The 21,908-nt window shown below is 64.5% G+C and carries 21 protein-coding genes; 11 read left to right on the top strand and 10 right to left on the bottom strand.

The annotated features are described in order from the left end of the window. Positions 1-15: 15 nt before the first annotated feature. Genes rnhB through smpB form a run of 7 tightly spaced genes read left to right on the top strand, consistent with a single transcriptional unit; the run spans position 16 to position 5,067 of the window. Positions 16-609, top strand: a complete 594-nt coding sequence (rnhB, locus tag ACYQ3G_RS04705) for a ribonuclease HII (protein ID WP_459824182.1) — start codon at positions 16-18, stop codon at positions 607-609. Continuing rightward, positions 591-995, top strand: coding sequence for a YraN family protein (locus ACYQ3G_RS04700; RefSeq protein WP_459822931.1), 405 nt, complete (start codon positions 591-593; stop codon positions 993-995). The genes rnhB and ACYQ3G_RS04700 overlap by 19 nt, the downstream gene beginning before the upstream one ends. Then, positions 946-1,776: a 16S rRNA (cytidine(1402)-2'-O)-methyltransferase gene (gene rsmI / locus ACYQ3G_RS04695; RefSeq protein WP_459822928.1), complete on the top strand. Its 831-nt coding sequence runs from the start codon at positions 946-948 to the stop codon at positions 1,774-1,776. The genes ACYQ3G_RS04700 and rsmI overlap by 50 nt, the downstream gene beginning before the upstream one ends. Before the next feature lie 2 nt (positions 1,777-1,778). Then, positions 1,779-2,525, top strand: a complete 747-nt coding sequence (locus ACYQ3G_RS04690) for a PTS system mannose/fructose/sorbose family transporter subunit IID (protein WP_459822925.1) — start codon at positions 1,779-1,781, stop codon at positions 2,523-2,525. Positions 2,526-2,534: 9 nt separating this feature from the next. Then, positions 2,535-2,813 (top strand): HPr family phosphocarrier protein, encoded by a 279-nt coding sequence (locus tag ACYQ3G_RS04685; protein ID WP_459822923.1) that lies wholly within the window; start codon positions 2,535-2,537, stop codon positions 2,811-2,813. Beyond that, a complete protein-coding gene (gene ptsP / locus ACYQ3G_RS04680) occupies positions 2,813-4,579 on the top strand; it encodes a phosphoenolpyruvate--protein phosphotransferase (protein ID WP_459822920.1) in 1,767 nt (588 codons plus the stop codon). Before ACYQ3G_RS04685 ends, ptsP begins: the two co-directional genes overlap by 1 nt. Positions 4,580-4,602: 23 nt before the next feature. Next, a complete protein-coding gene (gene smpB, locus ACYQ3G_RS04675) occupies positions 4,603-5,067 on the top strand; it encodes an SsrA-binding protein SmpB (protein ID WP_459822917.1) in 465 nt (154 codons plus the stop codon). A gap of 9 nt (positions 5,068-5,076) precedes the next feature. Here the strand turns inward: smpB and ACYQ3G_RS04670 are convergent, their stop codons facing one another. Beyond that, positions 5,077-5,661: a cysteine hydrolase family protein gene (locus ACYQ3G_RS04670; RefSeq protein WP_459822915.1), complete on the bottom strand. Its 585-nt coding sequence runs from the start codon at positions 5,659-5,661 to the stop codon at positions 5,077-5,079. Positions 5,662-5,799: 138 nt separating this feature from the next. On the opposite strand from ACYQ3G_RS04670, the gene secA reads away from it, so the two are divergent. Then, positions 5,800-8,316, top strand: coding sequence for a preprotein translocase subunit SecA (gene secA, locus ACYQ3G_RS04665; protein ID WP_459822912.1), 2,517 nt, complete (start codon positions 5,800-5,802; stop codon positions 8,314-8,316). Between the two features lie 211 nt (positions 8,317-8,527). Here secA and ACYQ3G_RS04660 read toward each other — a convergent pair whose 3' ends face one another. The 7 genes from ACYQ3G_RS04660 to ACYQ3G_RS04630 all read right to left on the bottom strand — a co-directional run bounded on the left by ACYQ3G_RS04660 (position 8,528) and on the right by ACYQ3G_RS04630 (position 16,558). Further along, positions 8,528-9,367, bottom strand: coding sequence for a glycine betaine ABC transporter substrate-binding protein (locus ACYQ3G_RS04660; RefSeq protein ID WP_459822909.1), 840 nt, complete (start codon positions 9,365-9,367; stop codon positions 8,528-8,530). 18 nt (positions 9,368-9,385) lie between these two features. Beyond that, positions 9,386-10,222 carry an ABC transporter permease gene (locus tag ACYQ3G_RS04655; protein WP_459822906.1) on the bottom strand — a complete coding sequence of 279 codons (837 nt, stop codon included), beginning with the start codon at positions 10,220-10,222 and terminating at the stop codon, positions 9,386-9,388. After that, positions 10,219-11,412 (bottom strand): quaternary amine ABC transporter ATP-binding protein, encoded by a 1,194-nt coding sequence (locus ACYQ3G_RS04650; RefSeq protein ID WP_459822903.1) that lies wholly within the window; start codon positions 11,410-11,412, stop codon positions 10,219-10,221. Before ACYQ3G_RS04650 ends, ACYQ3G_RS04655 begins: the two co-directional genes overlap by 4 nt. A gap of 140 nt (positions 11,413-11,552) precedes the next feature. Continuing rightward, on the bottom strand, positions 11,553-12,683 hold the full coding sequence (locus ACYQ3G_RS04645; RefSeq protein WP_459822900.1) for a response regulator transcription factor: 1,131 nt from the start codon (positions 12,681-12,683) through the stop codon (positions 11,553-11,555). Between the two features lie 133 nt (positions 12,684-12,816). Further along, positions 12,817-14,193 (bottom strand): sigma-54-dependent transcriptional regulator, encoded by a 1,377-nt coding sequence (locus ACYQ3G_RS04640; RefSeq protein WP_028578066.1) that lies wholly within the window; start codon positions 14,191-14,193, stop codon positions 12,817-12,819. Then, positions 14,190-15,416, bottom strand: a complete 1,227-nt coding sequence (locus ACYQ3G_RS04635; protein ID WP_459822896.1) for a two-component system sensor histidine kinase NtrB — start codon at positions 15,414-15,416, stop codon at positions 14,190-14,192. Before ACYQ3G_RS04635 ends, ACYQ3G_RS04640 begins: the two co-directional genes overlap by 4 nt. Continuing rightward, the gene (locus ACYQ3G_RS04630) at positions 15,416-16,558 is read right to left on the bottom strand and encodes an iron-containing alcohol dehydrogenase (protein WP_459822893.1); all 1,143 of its coding nucleotides are present in this window, start codon (positions 16,556-16,558) and stop codon (positions 15,416-15,418) included. The genes ACYQ3G_RS04635 and ACYQ3G_RS04630 overlap by 1 nt, the downstream gene beginning before the upstream one ends. 499 nt (positions 16,559-17,057) lie before the next feature. Between ACYQ3G_RS04630 and ACYQ3G_RS04625 the strand changes: the two genes are divergently transcribed. From ACYQ3G_RS04625 to ACYQ3G_RS04615, 3 genes are all read left to right on the top strand, one after another. After that, positions 17,058-18,239: an iron-containing alcohol dehydrogenase gene (locus tag ACYQ3G_RS04625; RefSeq protein ID WP_459822890.1), complete on the top strand. Its 1,182-nt coding sequence runs from the start codon at positions 17,058-17,060 to the stop codon at positions 18,237-18,239. An 80-nt stretch (positions 18,240-18,319) separates the two neighbouring features. Then, complete coding sequence (locus ACYQ3G_RS04620) at positions 18,320-18,496, top strand: hypothetical protein (RefSeq protein ID WP_156902611.1); 177 nt, start codon at positions 18,320-18,322, stop codon at positions 18,494-18,496. Positions 18,497-18,672: 176 nt separating this feature from the next. Continuing rightward, positions 18,673-20,394: an aldehyde ferredoxin oxidoreductase family protein gene (locus tag ACYQ3G_RS04615; protein WP_459822886.1), complete on the top strand. Its 1,722-nt coding sequence runs from the start codon at positions 18,673-18,675 to the stop codon at positions 20,392-20,394. 327 nt (positions 20,395-20,721) lie between these two features. Here the strand turns inward: ACYQ3G_RS04615 and rpe are convergent, their stop codons facing one another. Both rpe and ahbA read right to left on the bottom strand, forming a co-directional pair. Then, a complete protein-coding gene (gene rpe, locus ACYQ3G_RS04610) occupies positions 20,722-21,390 on the bottom strand; it encodes a ribulose-phosphate 3-epimerase (protein ID WP_459822884.1) in 669 nt (222 codons plus the stop codon). Next, positions 21,387-21,845 carry a siroheme decarboxylase subunit alpha gene (gene ahbA, locus ACYQ3G_RS04605; RefSeq protein WP_459822881.1) on the bottom strand — a complete coding sequence of 153 codons (459 nt, stop codon included), beginning with the start codon at positions 21,843-21,845 and terminating at the stop codon, positions 21,387-21,389. Before ahbA ends, rpe begins: the two co-directional genes overlap by 4 nt. Between the last annotated feature and the right edge of the window lie 63 nt (positions 21,846-21,908).

The following is a 21,908-nucleotide window of genomic DNA, read 5'->3' as shown; positions in this document are numbered from 1 at the left end:
GGCTGTTCCCGGGGCATGGACGGGGTCCGGGCCGGCATCGACGAGGCCGGCCGCGGTTGCCTGGCCGGCCCGGTCGTGGCGGGGGCCGTCATCCTGCCCCCCGGGTACGACCTCCCGGGCCTGACGGATTCCAAGAAGCTTTCCCCGCGGCGTCGCGCGGTGCTCGCACAAGCCATCAAGGCCCAGGCAGTGTCCTGGGCCTTAGGTTTTTCCTGGCCCCGGGAAATCGACCGCATCAACATCCTGCAGGCCACCCTGGCTGCCATGTCGCGGGCGCTGTGCGCCCTGCGCGTGCAGCCCGACTGCGTGCTGGTCGACGGCAACCGCCCCTTTCCCACGACCCTGCCGCTGACGACCGTGGTCGGGGGCGACGCCATCCATCCCTGCATCTCCGCCGCCTCCATCCTGGCCAAGACCTTCCGGGACGAGCTGCTCGAACGCATGGACGAGCGCTACCCGGGCTACGGCCTGGCCGTGCACAAGGGCTATGGCACGCAGGAACACCTGGACGCCCTGCGGCGCCTGGGCCCCAGTCCGGCCCACCGCCTGACGTTCAAGGGCGTGTGCCCCGCGCCCCGGGAGAAGACCCTGTGGCTGCCCGGCATCTGATCACGGGTCTGGCCGGGGAGGATCTGGCCGCCGCGTTCCTGCAGGAGAAAGGTCTGCGGGTCGTGGAGCGCAATGTCCGCTGCGTCGGAGGTGAGCTTGACCTGGTCTGCGAGGACAGCGGCGCCATCGTCTTCGTCGAGGTCAAGACCCGTTCGGGCCATGTGCGCGGCGAGCCGGGCGAGGCCGTGGGCCCGGCCAAGAGAAAGCGCCTGATCCGCGCCGCGTCGCAGTACCTGAGCCGTAAGAAGGCCTGGAGCAGGCCCTGCCGCTTCGACCTCGTGGCCGTGCTTTTCCTGGACGGGGAGACCCTCGTCGAACACTGGGAGGATATCATCGATGTACGGGACGGTCTGGATCGTGGCCACGCCCCTTGGCAACCTTGGTGATTTTTCGCCCCGGGCGCGGCAGACCCTCGAAGCCGCAGACGTCATCCTGGCCGAGGACACCCGCCGCGCCGGCCATCTCCTGCAGTTGGCGGGCATCGGCGGCAAGCGCCTCCTGAGCCTGCACGAACACAACGAGGACAGCCGCATCGCCGAGGTTCTGGAACTGCTCGGCCAGGGGCTGCAGGTGGCCGTGGTCTCCGACGCCGGAACCCCCCTCATCGCCGACCCCGGCTACCGTCTCGTGGCGGCCTGCCGAAGGGCCGGCGTTTCCGTCGTGCCCGTGCCCGGCCCCTGCGCGCCCATCACCGCCCTCATGGCCAGCGGCCTGCCCCCGTATCCCTTCGTCTTCCTGGGTTTTTTGCCCCGCAAGGCAGGCGAGGTGCGAGCCCTTTTCGGCGCGTACGCCCACGTGCCGGCCACCCTGGTCTTCTTTGAGCGCAAGAACCGCGTCCTGCCGACGCTCGCGCTGGCCTTCGAGGTCCTGGGAGAGAGGGAATTCTGTCTGGCCCGGGAATTGACCAAGAAACATGAGCAGTTTATCAACGGAAGGCTTGGTCAGGCCCTCGACATGGACGGCGAACTCCTGGGCGAGGTGACCGTGGTCGTGGGGCCCCCCGAGGCGGGAGCCGCCACGGGGGAGGCGGAAGTGATCGCCTTGGCCCGGACCATGATCGGGGAGGGCATGCGCCCCAAGGACGCCGCCCGGGCCGTGCGCGAGCGGACCAGAGGCTGGACCGCCAAGCGGATTTACGAGCTGATTCTCGAACAGGACGCGGAGTAGGGGTGGATACGCGTATCTTGCTGCAGGTTTTTCTGCGCACCTACATGGTCGGCGCCACGTTCAACACCCGCGGGATGCAGAATGTGGGCCTGGCCTTCATCATGGAGCCCGGTCTGCGCGCCCTGTACGCAGCAGACCCGGTCGCCCTGAAGCGCGCCCGCGGCAGGTACCTGAAGCACTACAACACCCACCCCTACTGGACGCCGCTGTTGGCCGGGATATTTTTGGCCATGGAGCGCAAGATCGCGGCGGGCCTGCTTCCCGCCGACATCCTGCCCAAGCTGCGCACGACCACGGTCTACACCCTCTCGGCCCTGGGTGACTCCTTTTTCGGGGGCAGCTTCCTGGTCATGTGGTCCCTGGTCGGGGTCAACCTCGCGGCCGCGGACCGCATCTGGCTCCTGGCCCTTTGGGTGCTGCTCTGCCTGGCCGCCCTGCAGTTTTTCAAGATGTTCACCTTCGGCCGCGGCTACGCCCAGGGACTGGCCTTTCTCCAGCGCCTCAAGTCCTGGGGGCTCATCGACTGGGGGCGGCGCCTCAAGCTGGTCAACGGTGTTCTGCTGGCCCTGTTCGTGCTGCAGGTCGCGCCGCGGGGCGGGCTCTGGACCCTGGCCGGGGCAGGTTGCGCGGCCCTGCTGGCCGCGTGCGGCATGTATCGGTCCAGGGACCGCGCCCTGATCCTGGCGGCGGTGGTGCTGGGCGGTTTGGCTGTTCCTTGGGAGAGGGTTCTCCCCCTTGTATCCATGTAGGTGATGCGTATGGACGACGTGCAGGAAAGAACCATCCGGGTCGGCAACAGTCTTGGCCTCCACGCCCGGCCCGCCGGCAAGATATCGCAGGAGGCCCAGCGCTATGCGGCCAGCATCAGCGTGCATTCCGGCGGCATGGAGGCCGACGCGAAATCCATCCTGGATCTCCTGTCCCTGGCCGCCCCGCAGGGCACGGAGCTTCGGCTGCGGGCCCAGGGGCCCGACGCGGTCCAGGCCATTTCGAGCCTGACCAGGATGTTCGAAGACATGTTTGGAGAGGACCGCTGATGCCTTCGCGTACCCTCTACGGCATCCCGGTTTCCGCAGGCATCGCCATCGGCAAGGCCTATTGCCTGAACAGGAACCATTTTTCCGGCATGGCCCGCCAGACCTTGGGCGAAGAGGACGTGCCGCGTGAAATGGAGCGCCTGGGCCGCGCCTTCGAAGCCGCCCTGCAGGACCTGGAACGGATCTTAAGCCTCGTGCCCGAGGACCTGAAGGAGCACGCGGCCATCATCGAGTCGCACCTCATGATGCTGCGCGACCACAAGTTCAGGAAACGCGCCCTGGATCACATCGAGAACACCAGGATCAACGCCGAGTGGGCTCTGGAGCGCGCCGTTGGGGACCTGCAGGAGGTCTTCGCCGCCATCGCCGACGAGTATCTGCGCCAGCGCATGCAGGACGTGCGCCTCGTGGCCGAAAGGGTCCTCGGCAAGCTCGTCGGCGGCGAAGGGGGCTTGAGCGCCATCACCCACCGCGCCATCCTCCTGGCTCACGACCTGTCTCCGGCCGACACCATCGAGCTGGACGTGAACAAGATCATGGCCTTTGCCACGGCCCAGGGCGGCAAGACCTCCCACGCCGGGATCCTGGCCAGGTCCCTGCAGATCCCGGCCGTGGTCGGCGTGGAGGGCCTCGGGGACGACCTGACCGAGGGCAGCATCATCGTCCTCGACGGCTTCCACGGGCGCATCATCCTGGACCCCGACGAGGACGAACTGGCCCGCTACACGGACCTGCAGGCCCAGTTCGAAAGCTATCAGGCCACCATCATGCGCTCCTGCCAGCTGCCCGCCGAGACCATCGACGGGTACCGCATGCAGGTCCTGGCCAACATCGAGCTTTTCGAGGAGGTCGTCGCGGTCAACGACAACGGTGGCGAGGGCATCGGCCTGTACCGGTCGGAATACAGCTACATGAGCCACGGCGGCATGCCCACCGAGGACGAGCTGACCGAGATCTACATGGACATGGCCTCTTTGGTCGCGCCCAAGAAGCTGGTCATCCGCACCCTGGACGTCGGGGCCGACAAGCTCATGCGCATGCAGATCCCGAGCGAACCCAACCCGGCCCTGGGGCTGCGGGCCATCCGCTACTGCCTGAAGCACCGTGACGTGTTCCGCACGCAGCTGCGCGCCATCCTCAAGGCCAGCGTGCTCGGCAACGTGTCCATCATGTTTCCCATGATCTCGGGCCTGCAGGAGCTCGTCGAGGTCAAGAAGTTCTACCGCGAGGTGCAGCGGGAGATGCACGCCGAGGGCATCTGCTTCCGCGAGGACATGCCCATGGGCATCATGATCGAGGTCCCCAGCGCCGTCATCACTGCGGATTTCCTGGCCCGCGAGGTCGATTTCTTCAGTATCGGCACCAACGACCTGATCCAGTACTCCCTGGGCATCGACCGCACCAACAAGGACGTGTCCTACCTGTACCAGCCCCTGCACCCGGCCATCGTGCGATCCATCAAGTGGGTCGTGGACTCGGCCCACCGGGCCGGCATCGAGGTCTGCCTGTGCGGCGAGCTGGCCGCGGACCCCTTCTGCATCCCCGTGCTCATGGGCATGCAGGTCGATTCCATCAGCCTGGGGCCCCACGCCATTCCGGGCATCAAGCGCATCGTGCGCCAGGCCTCCATGGAGGAGTGCAGCGCCCTCCTGAAACAGGTCATGACCAGCCAGTCCGTGGCCCGCAACAACAAGCTCGTCCGGGAAATGATCTTCCGACGCTTCCCCGAGGAGCTCATGTTCTACTCCTCCCTGGTGGACGAGTAGCCTTCAATTCCAAGGATTTTCCCATGTGCGCCAAACCGACGGGCATCAAGATCATCGCGACCAATCGCAAAGCCCGACATTATTACGAACTGCTGGACTTCATCGAGGCCGGCATCATGCTGACCGGCTCCGAGGTCAAATCCCTGCGCGACGGCAAGGTCAACTTCATGGACGGGTATGTGCGCATCTCCGGCGGCGAGGCCTGGCTCTCGGGCGTGCACATCTCGACCTACGCCAACGCGGGCTACGCCCAGCACGAGCCTGACCGCGAGCGCAAGCTCCTCATGCACCGCCACGAGATCGGCTCCCTCAAGTCCCGGATGGAGCAGAAGGGTCTGACCCTGGTGCCGACCAAGCTCTATTTCAAGGACGGCAAGATCAAGATCGAGCTGGCCCTGGCCAAGGGCAAGAAGGTCCATGACCGGCGCGAGGACCTCAAGCAGAAGGCCGTGGACCGCGACACGGAGCGTGAACTGAACCGGTTCTGAAGCGGGCTGCTAGGACGGTGTTTGGGCCCCGGCGGCCAGGCCGCGCAGGTATTCGTCGACGGTGACGCAGTCCATGCCCGCGTCGCGGATGTCGCGGATGTTGGCCTGGTGGATCTCCTCGGTGCGCGAGGAGGAGGCGTCCGTGATCAGGGTCATGCGGTAGCCAAGGCTCAGGCCGTCGAAGAGGGTGGCGCGCAGGCAGAAGGGCAGCTGGGTGCCCGTCACCGCGAGGTGCGTGATGCCCTTGCGGCGCAGGATCAGGTCCAGCTCCGTGAACATGAAGGCGCTGAAGCGCGGCTTGACGATGCGGTACTCGCCCGCTTCGGGCTCCAGGCCCGGGACGATGCGCACCCCCGGCGTGCCGGGCACGACCATGTCTTTTTCCTTCAGGGCGGCGAGGCGCGTGATCTCGACGTCCGAACCGTCGGCGCGGTATTCGCGCACGACGTGGAACACGGGCAGCCCCAGTTCCCGGAAGCGCAGGAGCACCCTGCGGATGGCCGGGATGGTGGCGTGGGCCCCGGGCACTTCGCACGTACCCCCGGGCACGGCGAAATCGTTCTGCATGTCAATGATGAGCAGGGCCTCGTTCATGGCGTCCTTCCTGTGGTTGTCATTGCGTGGAAACTGCCCTAGTGCGTGAACGCGGGCGGTGGCCAAGGAACTTAGCGGCCGCGGCCGCGCCCGGCAAGAATCTCTTACACCCCCAGGACCAACGAGTCGGGAGTATTCATGATCGGTTATTTGACCAAGAAGATATTCGGATCCAGAAACGACAGATACCTGAAATCCCTGCGTCCCCTCGTGGAGCAGGTCAATTCTTTCGAGCCCGCCATGCAGGCCCTGTCCGACGCCGACTTCCCGGCGCGGATGGCCGCCTGGCGCGACGAGGTGGCCGGCGGGCGCAGCCTCGACTCCCTGCTGCCCGAGGTCTTCGCCCTGACCCGCGAGGCCAGCAAGCGCGTCCTTAACATGCGCCACTTCGACGTGCAGCTCATGGGCGGAGTCGTCCTGCACCAGGGCAAGATCGCGGAGATGAAGACCGGTGAAGGCAAGACCCTTGTAGCCACCCTGCCCGTGGTGCTGAACGCCCTGTCCGGCAAGGGCGTGCACGTGGTCACGGTCAACGACTATCTGGCCCGCCGCGACGCGGCCTGGATGGGCCAGCTCTACACCTTCCTGGGCCTGACCGTGGGCGTCATCGTCCACGGCCTGACCGACGCCGAGCGCCAGGCCGCCTACGGCTCCGACGTGACCTACGGCACCAACAACGAGTTCGGCTTCGACTACCTGCGCGACAACATGAAGTTCTACCGGCACCAGCTCGTGCAGCGGCCCCTCAATTTCGCCATCGTCGACGAGGTGGACTCCATCCTCATCGACGAGGCCCGCACCCCGCTCATCATCTCGGGCCCGGGCGAGAAGTCGACCTCCCTCTACGCCCGCGTCAATTCCATCATCCCGAAGCTGGCCCGCGACGAGGACTTCTCCATCGACGAGAAGGCCCGCACCGTCGTGCTGACCGACGAGGGCGTGGTGCACTGCGAAGAGATCATGAACGTCGGGAACCTCTTCGACCCGGCCAACATCACCCTGCAGCACCACATCCTGCAGGCCCTGCGCGCCCACTACCTCTTCACCCGCGACGACCACTACATCGTCAAGGACGGGCAGGTGGTTATCGTCGACGAGTTCACGGGCCGCCTCATGCCGGGACGGCGCTTCAGCGACGGCCTGCACCAGGCCCTGGAGGCCAAGGAGGGCGTCAAGGTCGAGGCCGAGAACCAGACCCTGGCCAGCATCACCTTCCAGAACTTCTTCCGCATGTACGAGAAGCTGGCCGGCATGACCGGCACGGCCGACACCGAGGCCGTGGAGTTCCAGCAGATCTACGGCCTCGAAGTCATCGTGGCCCCACCCAACAAGCCCATGGTCCGCAAGGACTTCCCCGACGTTATCCTCAAGACCCAAAAGGAAAAATTCGAGGCCATCGTCGAGGAGATCCGGGAGCTTCACGCCAAGGGCCAGCCGGTCCTCGTGGGCACGACCTCCATCGAGAAGTCCGAGTTCATCTCCGAGCTCCTCAAGAAGAAGCGCGTCCCCCACGAGGTCCTAAACGCCAAGCACCACGAGAAGGAAGCCGAGATCGTGGCCGAGGCCGGCCAGAAGGGCCGCGTGACCATCGCCACCAACATGGCCGGCCGCGGCACGGACATCGTGCTGGGCGAAGGCGTGCGCGAACTGGGCGGCCTGCACATCCTGGGCTCCGAACGCCACGAGAGCCGCCGCATCGACAACCAGTTGCGCGGCCGCGCCGGCCGCCAGGGCGACCCGGGCTCCTCGCGTTTCTACCTGGCCCTTGACGACACCCTCATGCGCCTCTTCGGCTCCGAGCGCATCGCCGGCATCATGGAGCGCCTCGGCCTCGAAGACGGCCAGACCATCGAGAATCCGCTCATCAGCCGCTCCATCGAAAACGCCCAGAAGCGTGTCGAAGGCCACAACTTCGAGATCCGCAAGCAGCTCCTCGAATACGACAACGTCATGAACCAGCAGCGCGAGGTCATCTACTCCCTGCGCCGCGAATTCATGACCGTCGAGGACGTGCAGCCCACCGTCGAGGAGTTCATCGACGACCTGCTTTCTGACATCTACGAGCCCATGGAGAACCGCAAGGGCCACACCGAGTCCCCCGAGGAACTGAAGGGCATGGTCCGCTCCAAATTGGACGAGATCTTCGCCCTCGAACGCACGGTCGAGGCCGGCAAGTACGTCGAGAAGGACGAGGCCCGCGCCGCCGTCATCTCGGTCCTCGACGAGCACCGCGCCGCAGCCCCGGACCAGTACCAGGAAGTCCTGCGCTTCTTCCTCCTCGACGCCCTGGACCGCAACTGGAAGGACCACCTTCTGCAGATGGACTATCTCAAGGAGGGCATCGGCCTGCGCGGCTACGCCCAGCGCGATCCCAAGCAGGAGTACAAGCGCGAAGGCTTCGAACTCTTCGAGGACCTGCTCTTCCGCATCCGCGAGAACACCATGAAGGCCCTCATGCACCTGCGCATCGAGATCGTCCGCCAAGAGGAGCTCAAGCACGAGGAGCAGGAAGAGGTGAAATACGCCGGCGGCAGTGAACCCGCCGAAACCAAGCCCGACACCGTGCGCCGCGCCGACCCCAAGGTCGGCCGCAACGACCCCTGCCCCTGCGGCAGCGGTCAGAAATACAAACGCTGCTGCGGCAAGCAGGCCTGAAAAACGAAAACCCCGGTGCGAGCCGGGGTTTTCGTTGGTGGTGGGGAGAGGAGGAGGAAGAGGCCTCCGGCGGGCAGGGGGCGCGCCCCCTGCACCCCATTTAGGGGGGATGATCGGGGGGATCGACTGCGAGGGCGAGCCCCTAACCCCAAATCGGGTCAAGGGGCGAGCCCCTTGCGGGGCGCGGGGCGGAGCCCCGCATTGCATCAGCCTACTTGCCCATCCAGCCCTTCACGGTATCCGGGTGTTCCTTCAGGAAGCGTTTGGCGTTCTCTTCGGGGGTGCCGCCGGCCTGGTTCCAGGCCATGACCATCTGCAGCTGCGCCGGGGAGTCCCACTTGAAGTTGGAGAAGAAGGCGTGGACCTCGGGCATGTCCTCCTTCAGGCCCTTGCGCACGATGGCCTCGATCTTCTCTTCGCCGCCCAGCACGCCCTTGGGGTCCTTGAGGTACTTGAGATCCCACTTGCCGAACATCCAGTGCGGGGACCAGGCCGTGACGACGATCCATTTCTGGTTCTTGATGGCGGTGTCCAGGGCCGCGGTCATGGTCGCGCCGCTGCCTTCCATCAGTTCGAGCTTGTTCAGGCCGTAGTCGGCCATGGCCTGCTCGGACAGCTTCATGAGGCCCGCGCCGGGGTCGATGCCGATGATCTTGCCGTCGAACTTGTCGGCGTTGGCGTTCAGCTCCTCGATGGAGTCGATGGTCACGTACGCGGGCACGGCCCAGCCGAGCTTGGCTCCGCCCGAGACCACTGAGACCTTTTCGACCTTGTCCTTGACCTTCTCGTAGTAGTCGGCGTGGGTCACGGGCAGCCAGGCCGTGACCATGGCGTCCACGTCGCCCGTGCCCAGGGCCTGCCACATGGCGGCCGCGGCGACGGGCAGGGTCTCGACTTCATACCCCATCTGCTCCAGGGCGGCCTTGGCCGTCATGGTGCTGGCCGTGGCGCAGTCCCACTCGACGTAGGCGATGCGGACCTTGCCCTTGGCGGCGGTGGCCGGCGCGGCCAGGAACATCAGACAGATCAGGGTAAGCAGGATTTTCTTCATGCGATTCTCCTTTGTTTATTATGTGTCTTTGCGGGTGCCCAGTTTCTGCAGCACCCGGTCCAGGATCATGGCCACGATGACGATGGCGATGCCCGCCTCGAAGCCGCGGCCCATCTGCAGCCGCTGGATGGCCTTCCAGACCTCGCCGCCCAGGCCCTTGGCGCCGATCATGGACGCGATGACGACCATGGACAGGGCCAGCATGACCGTCTGGTTGACGCCGGCCATGATGGTCGGCGCGGCCAGGGGCAGGTCCAGCTTCATGAGGCGCTGCATGCGCGTCGCGCCGAAGGCCGTGGAGCACTCCACCAGCTCCGCCGGGATCTGGCGGATGCCCAGGCAGGTGAAGCGGATGGCCGGCGGCATGGAGAAGACGACCGTCGAGAAGATGGCCGCGGTCTTGCCCAGGCCGAAGAAGGGGATGGCCGGGATGAGGTAGACGAAGGCCGGCATGGTCTGCATCACGTCGAGCACGGGCATGACCGCCTGGTACATGCGCGTGTTGATGGCCGAGAGGATGCCGAGCGGCACGCCCAGGGCGATGGCGCACAGGGTCGAGACCAGTACCAGGGCCAGGGTGCTGACCGTGGCCGCCCAAAGCCCCATGTTCCAGATCAGGGCCAGGCCCAGGACGCTGCCCAGGGTCAGCCTGCGGTCCCGTGTCAGGAGCCATACGCCGGCCGCCGCCAGCACGATGAAGACCGGGATGGGGACCAACAGCAGGCCGCTTTCCATGGCCCCGAGGACCGTCTCGATGATGGCGGCGCTGGCCTTGGTGATGAAGGACAGGTGCTCGACCAGGAAGTCGATGCCGGATTCGATGGATTCGCCCACGGGCAGTCTGAAGTCGTTCATGCGGCACCTCCTCGTTCGGCCAGAGCCGCGACCAGGGTGCCGCGCACGATGAGGCCCTTGAACTTGTTGTTCTCGTCGACCACGGCCAGCGGGTAGGGCAGGTCGGCCATGATGCCGAAGAGGTCCTGGGCCGGGGTGTCCGGGAAGACGGTCTTGATCTCGGTGCAGATGGCCTCGGCCAGCTGTTCCTCGCCCCGGGCGGCCAGGTTCGCGGCCGCGTCGGCGGACACGATACCGACCAGCCGGTGGTTGTGGTCGACCACGAAGAGATGGGCGATGTTGTGCTTGCGCATCTTGCGCAGGGCCGCGCGCGGGCCGTCGGTGCGCAGGTCGGCCACGGCCTCGCTGCGTTTCATGACGGATTCGGCCGTCAGGACCTTGGTGATGTCCACGTCCTCGACGAAGCGGGCCACGTACTCGTCGGCCGGCGAGGTCAGGATCTGTTCGGGCGTGCCGATCTGCACGATGGCGCCGTCCTTCATGAGGATGATGCGGTCGCCGAGCTTCAGGGCCTCGTCCAGGTCGTGTGAGATGAAGACGATGGTCTTGCGCATCCTCTCCTGCAGGTTGATGAGCTCGTCCTGCATGTCGCGGCGGATGAGTGGGTCCAGGGCGCTGAAGGCCTCGTCCATGAGCAGGATGTCCGGGGACAGGGCCAGGGCGCGGGCCAGGCCCACGCGTTGCTGCATGCCGCCCGAGAGCTGGCGCGGGTAGGACTCGCCCCAGCCGTCCAGGCCGACCATGGACAGCGCCTCTTCGGCCAGCCGCAGACGCTCGGACTTGTCCATGCCCTGGATTTCCAGGCCCAGGGCGGCGTTTTCCAGCACGGTCCGGTGCGGGAAGAGCGCGAAATTCTGAAAGACCATGCCCATCTTGCGTTGCCGCAGGTGCCTGAGCTCCTCGTCACCCATGGTCGCGACGTCCTGCCCGTCGATGAGGACCTTGCCGGCCGTGGGCGTGATCAGGCGGTTGAGGCAGCGCACCAGGGTGGACTTGCCGCTGCCGGACAGTCCCATGACGACCACGATCTCGCCCTCCTTCACCTCGAAGGAGGCGTTGTTCACGCCAACGCCATGGCGGGTCTCGGCCATGATCTCGTCCTTGGTCCGGCCCTTGGAAAGCATCTGCAACGCTTTCTTGGGGCTCGGCCCGAATATCTTGTACAGTCCTTCGACACGTATTTTGTCCATTCAATCTCCTTGGCTGCGGGTTCGGGGGCGCGCCGCATCCGCGGCCCGCCTGTATTCAGCATCGGGCAGAATACCCATGACGGGCAGGGGATCAAGGGGACGTGGCGGGGATGGATCGGGTATGCGGGCATACCCGACGGCTAGAGGGGCGGGTGCTGCTGGAGAAAGGCGGACAGCGGGACGGGCCCGCCCTTGAGGCCGAGCTTGCGGCGGATGTTCTTGCGGTGGGTCTGCAGGGTTTCAAACGAGATGCCGAGCTGCTCGGCGATGGCGCGGCCCTGCCAGCTCTGCTGGATCAGGCGGCAGATGTCCATTTCCCGGGGGGTGAGCAGGGCGAAGAGGGCGGCCGTGTCGGACGGGGCCTCGGCCATGTCCGCGATGCGCTCCTCCAGGGCCGAACGGTAGGCCTGGCGGACGAGGTGGGAGTCCTCCTGGACGATGCGCTCCACCGTGGGCAGGACCTCCTCGCGGACCTGCTGCACGAGGCCTTCCTTGAGTTCCTGACGCTCTTCCTCGACATTGCGCAGGACATGCTTCAGGGCCGTGTCCATGTCCGCGACCTGCCGGCGGCTTTTGGCCAGGTCGCGCTCCAGGGCCATGCGCCGGCGCTGGTCGCCCAGCATGAATTGGTAGAGCCGCACCCGGCCGACGCTCAGGCAGCGGATGGTCATCCTGACGGGCGTCTCCTGGCCGGCCGGTCCGAGGGTGACCTGGGAACCGCGCCAGGACGCGCCGCTTTTGAGGGCCCGGGCTGTGGCCAGGATTCTGGGCTCGTCCGACGGGGGCAGGATCCGCGGCAGGGCCGAGCCGTCCAGACATTCGTCACCCGCGGCATAGAGCGTGTGGGCCTTGCGGTTGGCCGCCAGGATGCGGAAGGAGTCGTCCGTGAGCAGGATGGCGTCGCGCGCGTCGTTGAAGACCGCGTTGAACACGGCGTAGTCAAGGACGGACGCCGTGGGGGCGGGCGCGTCTCCGATGGGTGCCGCCAGGGTCAGGGCGGCCACGGTCAGGGTCGCCAGGTACCCGCCCGATGGCGCCAGCCGGCCCGGCAGGGGGACGAGGTTCAGGATCAGGGGCTGGCCCAGGGGGCCTGTCAGGCTGTGGGCGGTGCCTGTCGGGAACCGCGTCAGCAATTCCCCGACATCGGAAGCCTCCATGCCCAGCGCCTCCCACAACGGCGTTCCCGGCGGGAGGTTCCACTCCGGGTTCTTGCCGGCGCAGGCTTCCACGATCCGTCCCGCTTCATCGCAAAAAATCAGCACCGTCGGCATCGAGGGTCCTCCATGGCGCGCCAAAAAACAACCGTCACGTTCGGGCCACCGGCGCAGCCATGCCCGCTTGGCCGAACGCTTCCGGGAGCGAGCCTCCAGGCGGGTTTACGGGGGATGTGTCGAAATGACCCGGTCACTTGCCCAGGAATCCGATGTCCTGCCCCGCCACGTCCGTCAGGCTGTATTCCTCGAGTTTGCGGTACAGGGTCTTGCGGCCGATGCCCAGCATCTGGGCGGCCTTGGATTTGTTGCCCTGTACGGCGTGCATGACCATGCTGATGTGCGAGCGCTCCAACTCCTCCAGGGTGGAGAAGCCCTTTTCGCGCGGGTTCTGGCAGCTCTTCTGGCAGAAGGGCAGGGCCTTGACGTTGATGAGGTTGTTCTCGGCCAGGATCATGCCGCGTTCGATGATGTTCTTGAGCTCGCGCACGTTGCCGGGCCAGGGGTTGTCCATGAGCTGCTGCAGTGCCCGGGGGGAGATCTTGTACTCCTTGCCGTCCTTGGCCAGGGACATGAGGAAGTGCTCGACCAGGGACGGGATGTCCTCGCGGCGTTCGCGCAGGGGCGGCAGCTCGATGGTGAAGACGTTGATGCGGTGGTAGAAGGCGTCGTGGAACCGCCCCTCCTCCACCTCCTTGGCCAGGTTCTTGTTGGTGGCGAAGATGAAGCGCACGTCCACGCAGCGCTCCTCCTTGTCGCCCACCCGGCGGAAGTGCTGGGTCTCCAGCACGCGCAGGAGCGCGCCTTGCAGTTCGAGGCTCAGTTCACCCACTTCGTCGAAGAAGAGCGTGCCCTTGTGGGCCAGGGTCAGCAGGCCGTCGGTGCTGCGGTCGGCGCCGGTGAAGGCGCCCTTGCAGTAGCCGAAGAGTTCGCTCCGCAGAAGCTCCTTGTCGAACGTGCCGCAGTTCTTGATGATCAGCGGCTGGTCCGCGCGGCGGCTCTGGGCGTGCAGGGCGGCCGCGGCCACGTTCTTGCCCGTGCCGCTCTCGCCCGTCAGCAGCACCGGCACGTCCGTGGGGGCCGCCTTTTCGATGAGGTAGCGGACCTGCTGCACGGACTTGGAGTGGCCGATGAACTTGGGCATGGACTTGTGCTCCGAGTTGTGCCGCAGGAGTTCGTTTTCCCGCTGCAGCCGCACCCGCTGGTAGGCCTTTTCGATGACCTGCTCCATGCGTTCCAGGGAGAAGGGTTTGGTGATGTAGTCGTAGGCCCCGTTTTTCATGGCCTCCACGGCGTTGTCCACATCGGCGTAGCCGGTGATGAGGATGATGGCCACGTTGGGCACCGTCTCCAGCAGCTTGCTCATCAATTCAAGGCCGTTGGCGTCTGGAAGCCGGATGTCCAGGATGATGATGTCGCAGAAGTTCTTGTGCAGGAAATCGAAGGCCTCGGCGGCGCTCCCGACGGTATGGATGTTGCGCCCGGGGGACGTGAGTTCGCGGGAGAAAAGCTTGCGTATGTTGGACTCGTCGTCGACGACGAGGATCTCGATGGAATTGAAGATGCTCATGTGTTTGGTTCCTTGTTGTTTCCGGGGAATCCGGTGGGAAGCATGACCTTGAAGATGGAGCCCTTGCCCGGTTCGCTGCAGACGAGGATCTCCCCCTTATGCTGCTGGATGATGTTGTAGCAGATGGACAGACCGATGCCGATGCTGTGACCCTTGGTCTTGGTCGTGAAGAAGGGGATGAAGAGCTTGCCCAGTTTGTCCGGGGAGATGCCCTGGCCCGTGTCCTCGACGGTCAGGGTCGCGTGTCCCGGCCTGCCGAAGCTGGTACGGATGGTGATGGTCCCGTCGGACTCTATGGCGTCCATGGCGTTGAGGACCAGATTGAGCAGGACCTGCTTCAGTTCCCCCTGGGCACCCTGAATGGTTGCGGGCGAGGGGTACAGATCGAGGACCAGATTGATGCCCGGACGAAGCTTGATCTGGTGGTGCAGGATCTTGACGGAGTCTGCGACCAGCGTGTTCAAATCTATCGTGTTGAACTTGCAGGTTTTCTGGCTGCTGAAGGAGAGCAGGTTGCCGACGATGTCGCGGCAGCGGTTGCACTCTTCCAGGATGGTGGTGGTGTAGTCGGTGAAATCTTCAAGCAACGATGAGTCCGCGTTATCGGCCAACAACGTGGCCAGGGCCGGGATACGGCGCTTGAGGGCCTCGGAGAAGCCGCTGATGGCCGCCAGGGGGTTGTTGATCTCGTGGGCCACGCCGGCGGCCAGGAGGCCGATGGTGGCCATCTTCTCGGCCTGGTAGTATTTGGCCTGGTACTCCTTTTCCATGGTCACGTCGCGCTTGGAGACGAGGACCGTGCGGACGTGCCCCTTGTCGTCGAACATGGGGGATGCCACCACCTCGAAGCGCAGGTTACGTTCCGAGCGGGGGTCGAGGTACGAGGTGCGGTCGGGCTTTCCCGTCTGCAGGGCCGTGCGCAGGGGGCAGGTCCGGCAGGGAGCCGATCGGCCGCGGAAGACTTCGTAGCAGTACATGCCCTTGGGTTGGTCGATGTCGAAATAGTCGTGGAAGACCTTGTTCACGTAGACGATGCGGTAGTCGGGCGACACCACGGCCAGGAGGTCCATGATGCCGTTCAGGATGTCCTGGATCTCCTGCTTCTTGCGTTCGAGTTCGGCATTGTAGGTCTCGAGTTCGGCCATCTTTTCCTGCACTTCGCGGAAGAAGCCGAGCTTGGTGTACTCAGGTCCGACGATGTCGGACAGCTTGGTCCTGTTCATCACCAGACCTCTTCGCAGATGGCCAGAAGCTCCTCGGCCGTGGCCGGGCGGGGGTTGGTCAGCAGGCAGGCGTCCTTGGTGGCCATCTCGCAGATCTGCGGGAAAGCGGTGCGGTCGTTGACGATCTCCCTGAAATGGGTCGAGGTCCCGAGTTCCTCGAAAATCTCGTGCAACCGTGCGATGCCCCCTTCCGCGGTCTGGCGCGAGGAGGACAGCCTGCGCCCCAGGACGATTTCACCGATGGTGGCCATCTTCTCCTCGCAGGCAGGCAGGTTGAACTTCATGACCGCCGGCAGCAGGACCGGGTGCACCATGCCGTGGGTCGTGTCGAAGAAGCCGCCCAGGGAGTGGGCGATGGCGTGGCAGGCGCCGAGGCTCGCGTTGCTGAAGCTCATGCCCGCGGCCGTGGCGGCGATGGACAGGAATTCAAGGGCCTTGGGGTCCCTGGTCTTGAGGGCGGGCTGCATGTTGTCGAGAATGAGGTGGATGGCCTTCAGGGCCTGGGTTTCGGTAAGCGTGTGGGCGATGAGGGACACGTAGGATTCGACGGCGTGGGCCAGGGCGTCCACGGCCGAGGAGATGAGGAGGTCGTCGTCGACGGTGGACAGGAGTTCCGAGTCGATGATGGACACGTTGGGCGTCAGCGAACGGCTGATGAGCGACATCTTCACCTTGCGGGCCACGTCGGTGATGATGGCGAACTGGGAGATGTCCGATCCGCTGCCGGCCGTGGACGGCAGGAAGATCATGGGCGGCAGCGGGCTGGTGATGAGGTTGGCGCCCTCGTAGTCCTGGATGGTCCCGCCGTTGCTGACCACCGTGGCCACGCCTTTGGCCATGTCCATGGGGCTGCCGCCGCCCAGGGCGATGACCACGTCCGCCCCTTCGGCCTTGTAGAGCTCCGCTCCGGTGTGCACCTCGTAGTCGCGGGGGTTGGAGCTGACATTGGAGTAGTAGACCCAGCGCAGGGAGGAGGCTTCGATGATCTGCAGCAGTTTCTTCACCCAGCCGCTTTTTTCCAGTCCCGGGTCGCTGACCACGAAGACCTTCTTCGCGCCCAGCTGAAGGGCGTAGGAACCGGTGTATTCCATGCTGCCGTGGCCGAATATGATTTCCGGCAAAGAAAATTTCCGAATGTCCATGCTCATCCTCGCTTGGGTAGGTTCAACGTGCTCCGGGCCTGGCGGTGGGATCGTCCGCCGAAGGTGTGTGCAAAAAGGATACGATCAGCGTCCTTCTGCCGGAGCGGGTGCTCCGATTTTTGCGAAGCACTTTGTAACACACTGTAAATAAGGTGCAAAATTCAGTTCAAAGGGGTTCTGTCTGCCTGCGGTTCACGAAGAGGCCAAGGGGTGGTTGCGGCGATGAACGGGCATAATGGGTCTTTTTGACCCAGAAGCGTCGTCAGCGCAAGGATCAAAGTGATACAAAGAGGGGGTGCGCCGTGCCGCGGAGGCGGTGTTCGCTCCTGCCCTCCGGGGAATTCAGGTGATGTCTTCGCTGTGATTATGGCGGGTTAGCGTAAAAAATGAGGTAAAAAATCATTCATTTTTCATTCTGGCCCCGTTTTTGCCTAAGGGAAAATCACGAGAGTCAACTAAGGTCCTTTTCGTTTGTAACAATCTTTAGCGAGGTGTAATCATGGCTGTTCAAGAAATGGTTTACGGTTTCTTCATTCCCAGCGTTACTCTGATCGGTATTGGCGCTTCCAAGCAGATTCCCGAGAAGATCAAGGCCCTGGGCGGCAGCAAGCCTCTGGTCGTTACCGATAAGGGTATCACCGGTTGCGGTCTGACCAAGCAGATCACCGACCTGCTGGACGCCGCCGGAATGAAGTACGAAGTATACGACGAAACCATCCCGAACCCCACGGACAACAACGTCCATGCCGGCGTTGAAGTTTACAAGAAAAAGAAATGCGACTCCCTGATCTCCCTGGGCGGCGGCTCCTCCCATGACTGCGGCAAGGGCATCGGCCTGGTCGTGGCCAACGGCGGCAAGATTCACGACTTCGAAGGCGTGGACAAGTCCACCAAGCCCATGCCCCCGTACCTGGCCGTGAACACCACCGCCGGCACCGCCTCTGAAATGACCCGCTTCTGCATCATCACCGACACCTCCCGCAAGGTGAAGATGGCCATCGTCGACTGGCGCGTCACTCCCGGCATCGCCATTGACGATCCGATGCTGATGGTCGGCATGCCCCCGGCGCTGACCGCCGCCACCGGCATGGACGCCCTGACCCACGCCGTGGAAGCCTACGTTTCCACCATCGCCAACCCCATGACCGACGCCTGCGCCCAGAAGTCCATGGAACTGATCGCCAAGTACCTGCGCAAGGCCGTGGCCAACGGCAAGGACATCGAGGCCCGCGAAGGCATGTGCTTCGCCCAGTACCTGGCCGGCATGGCTTTCAACAACGCCAGCCTCGGTCATGTCCACGCCATGGCTCACCAGCTGGGCGGCTTCTATGACCTGCCGCACGGCGAATGCAACGCCATCCTGCTGCCCCATGTCGAGCGCGCCAACATGAACGCCAAGCTGGAACGCTTTGTCGACATGGCCAAGTTCCTGGGCGAGAACGTGGAAGGTCTGTCCGTCCGCGCCGCCGCCGAGAAGTGCCTTGACGCCATCAAGCAGCTGTCCACCGACGTCGGCATTCCCGCCGGCCTGATCGAACTGGGCAAGCGCTACGGCAAGAACGTCAAGAAGGAAGACATCGCCATCATGACCGGCAACGCCCAGAAGGACGCTTGCGGTTTCACCAACCCCCGCTGCCTGAAGGACGCCGATGTGGCGGCCATCTACGAGGCGGCCCTGTAAGCCTTACGATATCGCCCGCGCGCCGGAGTCTCTCCGGCGCGCAACCTGCTTCGCGGTACATGCCGGAAACGAGGTGCATCATGTGGTTCGACGACGCTTCACTCCTTCGCCTGGAAGAGGTCGACTGGAAGATCGGCAACGATCGGGGTGAACTCAGCGTATCCGTGTGCGACCAGCGCGTTCCGGAGACGGCCGGCTTCGATGAGATGTGGTGCGGCATGCAGGAGGAAGCAACGACTGCCTATGAATGCACATGACGCTGGGATCACCATGATCTGAGCCGGAAAAGAGACTGCCGCGAAGTTTGCGATGCCAGTCACCGGGGGCAGGGTTGGAGTTGGCATTAACTCCAACCCTGCCCTTTTTTTTGCTTTATGTCATAATTGACAGCACTTGCTGCCGTTCAACCCTTTTACTTGCCATAGGAGAGACCATGAAGATTCTGCGCATCAATACCCGCGCCAAGACCTTCAAGTTCGAGGAACTCGGCGACTACGCCGGTCTCGGCGGACGCGCCCTGACTTCCAGGATCGTCAACAGGGAAGTGCCGGCGGACTGTCACGCCCTTTCCGCCGACAACAAGCTCATCTTCGCCGGCGGCGTGCTGGCCCCGACCAACGCCGCCAACTCCGGCCGCGTTTCCGTGGGCGCCAAGTCGCCCCTGACCGGCGGCATCAAGGAGAGCAACTCCGGCGGACAGTTCGCCCACACCCTGCCCAAACTCGGTCTGCAGGCCATCATCCTCGAAGACAAGCCCGAGGCCAGCAGCCCCATGCAGGAGATCTTCGTCTCCGCCGACAAGGTCGTGTTCAAGGATTCCGCCGTGGCCGGCATGCGCACCTACGCCGCCCAGGAAAAGCTCCTGGCCGCCTACGGCGACAAGGCCGTGACCGCCATGGTCGGCCCCGCCGGCGAGCAGTGCCTGGCCGCCGCCACCATCCAGTTCTCGGATCCCGAGGGCCTGCCTTCCCGTTCCGCCGGCCGCGGCGGCATGGGTGCGGTCATGGGCTCCAAGGGCGTCAAGGCCATCGTCCTCGACGGTGCCGCCAACGTGAAGGTCGAGTACGGCAACGAGGAGCTGTTCAAGGAAGCCCGCAAGGAATGGGTCGACATCCTGCGCGGCCACCCCGTCACCAGCCAGGGCCTGCCCGGCTTCGGCACGGCCGTCCTGGTCAACGTCATCAACGAGGCCGGCGCCCTGCCGACCAAGAACTTCCGCATGGGCAAGTTCGACGGCGCCGAGAAGATCTCCGGCGAGACCCTGGCCGCCAACATCGAGAAGCGCGGCGGCAAGACCAAGCACGGCTGCCACACGGGCTGCATCATCCAGTGCTCGCAGGTCTACCATGACAAGGACGGCAAGTACCTGACGACTGGCTTCGAGTACGAGACCATCTGGGGCTTCGGCGCGGACCTCATGGTCGACAACCTGGACGACATCGCCATGATGGACCGCACCTGCGACGAAGCGGGCATGGACACCATCGAGATGGCCAACACCATGGCCATGGCCATGGAAGCGGGCATCATCGCCTGGGGCGACTCCAAGGGCGTCCTGGCCGAACTGGCCAAGGTCGGCACCAAGGACCCGCTGGGCCGCATCTACGGCAACGGCACGGGGTACACGGCCCAGGCCTTCGGCGTTGACCGCGTGCCCGTGGTCAAGAACCAGGCCCTGCCGGCCTACGACCCGCGCGCCGTCAAGGGCGTCGGCGTGACCTACGCCACGACCCCCATGGGCGCCGACCACACCGCCGGCTACGGCGTGTGCCAGAACGTGCTCAAATGCGGCGGCGACGTGGACGGCCACAAGAAGGAAGGCAACATCGAGATCTCCAAGAACCTGCAGGTGGCCACGGCGGCCGTGGACTCCCTGGGCCTGTGCCTGTTCGTGGCCTTCGCGGTGCTCGACGACGCGCGCGGTGTGCCGTGCATGGCCAAGCTGGTGTCCGGCCTCATCGGCAAGGACTACAGCGTGGACGAGCTGGTGGGCATGGGCGTGAACTGCCTGAAGGACGAACTGGACTTCAACAAGCGCGCCGGCTTCACCGATGCCGACGACCAGCTGCCCCGCTTCTTCCAGACCGAACTCCTGCCGCCCCACAACGTCGGCTGGGATTACACCGCCGAGGAACTGCAGGCCGCCAAGGTCTAGACTTTCAACCCGCTGTCCGGGGGCTTTGCGGCCCCCGGGCTGCGACCACGGCAGTGCACCGCACTTCCGGCGAGGGCCGGAAGGCGGCCGTGAGGCCACCCTGCGATCCCGATGGATCCGTGGCCGAGGACGCGACACTTGGGCGCGCATGTATCGTTTCGACTCAATGCGCCGTAAAATATGTCAAAAATGACATGTTTTTAATCAGATAGGTCACAATTCACACAACTGTGACGCGTCAGAACGGAGCACCCGTAAAAGCAAATGGCCGCCGAGTTTCCCCGGCGGCCATTTGCTTTACATGGTGTCTTTGCTTGCCGCGTTCGGCTATTTCCCCAAGACGGCTTCCATGAAGGCCTTGTGCCTCTCGGCGTAGGGCGGGAAGCCGAAGAAGGCGGAGCCGGAGACAAGGACGTCGGCGCCGAGGTCGAAGAGTTCCCTGGCGTTGTCCAGGGTCACGCCCCCGTCGACCTGGATGAGGGTCGAGAGGCCTTTGGCGCGGATCATGCCCGAAAGGGCGGCGATCTTGTCCTTGCAGAAGGGGATGAAGGACTGCCCGCCGAAGCCGGGGTTGACGCTCATGATCAGCACCATGTCCAACTGGGGCAGGAGGTATTCGACGACATTCAGGGGCGTGGCGGGGTTCAGGGACAGGCCGGTCTTCATGCCCGCTTCGCGGATGGCGCTGATTGTCCGCTCCAGATGCAGCGTGCTCTCGGCGTGGATGCACAGCAGGTCCGCGCCCGCGTCGGCGAATTCCTTGATGTAGCGCTCGGGGCGTTCGATCATGAGATGCACGTCGAAGAAGAGCTTCGACGTCTTGCGCAGCTTGCCGATGACGGGCGGGCCGAAGGTGATGTTCGGCACGAAGGCGCCGTCCATGACGTCCCAGTGCACCCATTTGAGCCCGGCGTCCTCGAGGGCCGCCAGTTCGGCGCGCAGGGCTCCGAAATCCGAGGACAGGAGGGACGGGGACAGGATGAATTCGCGCATCATTCCTCCCGGTCGCCCATCTTGAAGTCGACCTGGATCTTGTACATCTTGGTGGCCGGCAGGTTCAGGATGGAGATGCCCGTCTTGCGTTTGATGCCGGCCAGGGTTTCCTGCACCTCATCCCAGGAAGGGCCGATGAAGGTGAACCAGATGTTTTGGCGGTGCTGGCGCAGGTAGTTGTGGGTCACGCCGGGGAGCTTGTTCACTTCGGCGATGAACTCTTCGAGCTTGTCCTCGGGCACGGCGGCCGAGCACAGGGTGGAGTGCCAGCCCAGCTTCTTGGACTGGAAGTTGGCCCCGATGCGGCGGATGACGCCTTTTTCCTTCAGAGCACGCACCCTGGCCAGGGTCTCGGCCTCGGTCAGACCTACTTGATCGCCGATCTCAGCGTACGGACGGGATTCCAACGGAAAGCCCGTCTGGATGATGTCCAGTATCTTCTTGTCGAAATCGTCCATTCGCTCCTCATGCCCTATGCGGGTCGTTGCAACCGTTCTGACGATACCCTTGTACGGGTCCAG

This window comes from Desulfomicrobium salsuginis (assembly GCF_054657795.1).
This window is presented reverse-complemented; position numbering and strand designations above follow the sequence as displayed.

Excerpts from the sequence above, each read along its gene's own strand:
- ACYQ3G_RS04660 (WP_459822909.1), bottom strand. The coding sequence starts at position 9,367 with ATGAAGAAAATCCTGCTTACCCTGATCTGTCTGATGTTCCTGGCCGCG.
- rsmI (WP_459822928.1), top strand. The coding sequence starts at position 946 with ATGTACGGGACGGTCTGGATCGTGGCCACGCCCCTTGGCAACCTTGGT.
- ACYQ3G_RS04640 (WP_028578066.1), bottom strand. The coding sequence starts at position 14,193 with ATGAGCATCTTCAATTCCATCGAGATCCTCGTCGTCGACGACGAGTCC.
- ptsP (WP_459822920.1), top strand. The coding sequence starts at position 2,813 with ATGCCTTCGCGTACCCTCTACGGCATCCCGGTTTCCGCAGGCATCGCC.
- ACYQ3G_RS04630 (WP_459822893.1), bottom strand. The coding sequence starts at position 16,558 with ATGGACATTCGGAAATTTTCTTTGCCGGAAATCATATTCGGCCACGGC.
- ACYQ3G_RS04615 (WP_459822886.1), top strand. The coding sequence starts at position 18,673 with ATGAAGATTCTGCGCATCAATACCCGCGCCAAGACCTTCAAGTTCGAG.
- ACYQ3G_RS04685 (WP_459822923.1), top strand. The coding sequence starts at position 2,535 with ATGGACGACGTGCAGGAAAGAACCATCCGGGTCGGCAACAGTCTTGGC.
- ACYQ3G_RS04655 (WP_459822906.1), bottom strand. The coding sequence starts at position 10,222 with ATGAACGACTTCAGACTGCCCGTGGGCGAATCCATCGAATCCGGCATC.
- ACYQ3G_RS04620 (WP_156902611.1), top strand. The coding sequence starts at position 18,320 with ATGTGGTTCGACGACGCTTCACTCCTTCGCCTGGAAGAGGTCGACTGG.
- ACYQ3G_RS04670 (WP_459822915.1), bottom strand. The coding sequence starts at position 5,661 with ATGAACGAGGCCCTGCTCATCATTGACATGCAGAACGATTTCGCCGTG.
- ACYQ3G_RS04635 (WP_459822896.1), bottom strand. The coding sequence starts at position 15,416 with ATGAACAGGACCAAGCTGTCCGACATCGTCGGACCTGAGTACACCAAG.
- rpe (WP_459822884.1), bottom strand. The coding sequence starts at position 21,390 with ATGATGCGCGAATTCATCCTGTCCCCGTCCCTCCTGTCCTCGGATTTC.
- ahbA (WP_459822881.1), bottom strand. The coding sequence starts at position 21,845 with ATGGACGATTTCGACAAGAAGATACTGGACATCATCCAGACGGGCTTT.
- rnhB (WP_459824182.1), top strand. The coding sequence starts at position 16 with ATGGACGGGGTCCGGGCCGGCATCGACGAGGCCGGCCGCGGTTGCCTG.
- ACYQ3G_RS04650 (WP_459822903.1), bottom strand. The coding sequence starts at position 11,412 with ATGGACAAAATACGTGTCGAAGGACTGTACAAGATATTCGGGCCGAGC.
- ACYQ3G_RS04645 (WP_459822900.1), bottom strand. The coding sequence starts at position 12,683 with ATGCCGACGGTGCTGATTTTTTGCGATGAAGCGGGACGGATCGTGGAA.
- secA (WP_459822912.1), top strand. The coding sequence starts at position 5,800 with ATGATCGGTTATTTGACCAAGAAGATATTCGGATCCAGAAACGACAGA.
- ACYQ3G_RS04625 (WP_459822890.1), top strand. The coding sequence starts at position 17,058 with ATGGCTGTTCAAGAAATGGTTTACGGTTTCTTCATTCCCAGCGTTACT.
- smpB (WP_459822917.1), top strand. The coding sequence starts at position 4,603 with ATGTGCGCCAAACCGACGGGCATCAAGATCATCGCGACCAATCGCAAA.